A 2688-nucleotide genomic window follows, 5' to 3' on the forward strand; every position below is an offset into this window, starting at 1 on the left:
TCGAATCGAGATGGTATGGAAGCAGATGAAATATTATTGGCGAGATTTTCAAGTCATGACAGCTGATAAAATAGAGCAATGGGTGGAGAGAGTATCAAACCAATTCGGAAAAGAATACATGTTTACTTTTTAATGACAGCTTAACCGTTAATTAAGGTGATTAATAGTTTTCTTGCAATATAGTTATTAGATTAAGTTTATTGGATGGTCCATCAGTTAAGGTTCCGATGGACCATCTTATGATAGAGTTCTTCTAAATTCGAAAATGCTACTGGTTCATTTGTTAATTGGTCAGCTTGCACTATAACGGTTTCAGTTTAAATATTATCATGCTTCAATGTATCGAACTTTGTTTAATAAAGTTTTATATCCGTTCTAATTGATATGTCTCTGCTATATCAAAAAAACCATGCATTCCAACGGTTAAGATAGCTCCATTTTTTAATGGCTTTTCATCAGAAGTTTTTTTTTCTTTTACTGTTTGCCATTCAGGATATTCTGCTTCTTTTAATTTTGAAACTAAAAAACTTTGATCATTGACATAATCAATTACAGACAATGCATATAAGTAATTATTACTTCTATCTATAAGAAGTGGTGACTGATTTATTTTTAGTGCAACTGTGAGGGCTATCTCAGGAATTAAAATAATTACATCATCTTTAAGCACTTCTAATGGTTCTGGAAATTTCAAATTAAGAACTGTTCTAACATATCTAGTACATTCCTCTCCATTATTTATTAAAAGAGGATTATCTTGATATTTAGCTAAAGCATCTTCAGTATAAAAATTTAATAATTCTTCAAAAGTTTTAAATTTTTCCTTATGTTTTGAAAGAATTTGACTATGTTTTTCTTCTGAATCAGAATCAATATGAATTTCTAAATTTAACTCTTTCTGACTTTCTTTTAAAAAGACAGCCTGAGTTCCTTTCGGTTCAACAGTATCAATCGCCTTTTGAATAATTTGGAGGTTTAGATTAATTATTTTACCAGGATTTCCCCATGCTTCATCATTTACTTCTTTAACAACAAATATACTTATACCTTTTGATTGAGCATAGATTTCAGCTCCTTTTTGATATCCTTTTGTTGAAAAAAAAACCCCTTTTGAAGCATTTAAATCTAGCATCCCTGCATATAAAACATCAATATTTGCTCGTTCAACTTTTTTATTCCAAAGCTTGCATTCGACTAATGTTTTATAGTGATATGGACCATTTGAATGCTCCAATAAAACATCAATTTGTCTTGTAGCACCTGATTGCCCAGTCAAGGTAACGTTATGTTGAACCGTTAGATCCTCACGTTGATGTATATCTTGTATTAATTTTTCAAATCCGCCCCAATCTTTAACTATCTCACTAACTTTCATTTCAAAATCCCCTAAATTTTTAATATTTATGAATAGAACCTAAGTCATTTTAAATCACTTATAGCCTTATCTACAATGACTGAGCGAGTGTCTACCAGTGATTGAGCAGTATAAAAAATACCCCAAATACCTTTTTGAAAATAACTATAATCAAATAATTCAGAAGCATCAAAAAATATGTTGGAGTATCTATGAGAGTTTCAGAAAAAGTATCTCATTTAATTGAAAAAGGTAAAGGAGTATTAGCATCGCATAAGCCTAATCCTCCGAATGTTATAGGTTTTCCAACTTGTGATACAGGTCTATTCGCAACTTGGAAAACACAATCTTTATCATTTCTAGAACGTCAGTTTTCATCAACAAGTCCTTATTACATAGAGTTTCAAGACAAGGTACAACGACCACATAGAGGCTCAATTAGTACTGGAATAGGTGTACTTGAAGCTGTGAGAGAAGAAATAGAATCAGGTGATATTAGTACAGCGTCTGATACTATAAGTCCAATTCAGATAATTCGAAATATATGTGATCGTTTTCATCTAGTAACTAGACAATTGCGTACACGTTATAGTGATAGAGAGACTATCGATATCCAAGATGAATATGATGTTCAAGATCTCTTTCATGCTTTACTTCATTTAAATTTTGAAGATATACGCCCTGAAGAATGGGCACCAAGTAATGCGGGGAAGTCAACTAGAGTAGATTTTCTTCTAAAGTCTGAACGGATTGTCGTTGAAATTAAAAAAACACGTAAAGGGCTTGGCTCAAAAGAGATCGGTAGTCAGCTTATAGAGGATATTCATAGATATCAAACTCATCCTGATTGTGATGCATTGATTTGTTTTGTATATGATCCTGATGGGCGTATATCTAATCCCAGAGGGCTCGAGGCTGACTTAAATAAAGATACCGATAGTTTAATTGTGCAAACTTTTATTCGACCATATGGTTAACTGAATCTTAATGGAAAAGTTTAGCGATTTGAGTAAAAATTTGGGAATATTTTAAACTGTCTAGAATTTAAAAAATTATAAGGTAGTTGCTTTTAATTTTTTACAATCAATAAGCTAATTTCTAGAATTACTGATGTTGAGCTATTATTAGCTAAGATTATTACTATTAAGAAATGGCAGTCAATTGACTGCCATAGTTATTTTTTCACTTCTACTAAGTTGACAAAAATAACTAATCATGCGAAAAAGTTTTTTTAGTTAACAGATGTTCACACATGCCTCGAATTGTTTCTGTACCACTTAGTTTAGAACAGCGAGAACGACTCATTTTTCTGGCCAAGCATGCAAAACATTGGC

2 protein-coding genes and 2 pseudogenes are annotated in these 2688 nt (G+C 31.7%); 3 read left to right on the top strand and 1 reads right to left on the bottom strand.

All coding sequences use genetic code 11. From position 1 onward, the window contains the following. A pseudogene (locus E0H79_RS14985) lies at positions 1–133 on the top strand (transposase); the annotation flags it as partial. A 231-nt stretch (positions 134–364) separates the two neighbouring features. Here the strand turns inward: E0H79_RS14985 and E0H79_RS14990 are convergent. Next, complete coding sequence (locus tag E0H79_RS14990) at positions 365–1375, bottom strand: restriction endonuclease (protein ID WP_131262062.1); 1011 nt, start codon at positions 1373–1375, stop codon at positions 365–367. A gap of 191 nt (positions 1376–1566) precedes the next feature. Here E0H79_RS14990 and E0H79_RS14995 point away from each other — a divergent pair, with 191 nt between their 5' ends. Together E0H79_RS14995 and E0H79_RS15000 are read left to right on the top strand one after the other, a co-directional pair. Continuing rightward, complete coding sequence (locus E0H79_RS14995; RefSeq protein WP_131262063.1) at positions 1567–2331, top strand: hypothetical protein; 765 nt, start codon at positions 1567–1569, stop codon at positions 2329–2331. A 275-nt stretch (positions 2332–2606) separates the two neighbouring features. Further along, positions 2607–2688: pseudogene (locus tag E0H79_RS15000) on the top strand (helix-turn-helix domain-containing protein); the annotation flags it as partial.

Source organism: Acinetobacter sp. ANC 5045, from assembly GCF_004331005.1.
Taxonomy (GTDB): Bacteria; Pseudomonadota; Gammaproteobacteria; order Pseudomonadales; family Moraxellaceae; genus Acinetobacter; species Acinetobacter towneri.

Excerpts from the sequence above, each read along its gene's own strand:
- E0H79_RS14990 (WP_131262062.1), bottom strand. The coding sequence starts at position 1,375 with ATGAAAGTTAGTGAGATAGTTAAAGATTGGGGCGGATTTGAAAAATTA.
- E0H79_RS14995 (WP_131262063.1), top strand. The coding sequence starts at position 1,567 with ATGAGAGTTTCAGAAAAAGTATCTCATTTAATTGAAAAAGGTAAAGGA.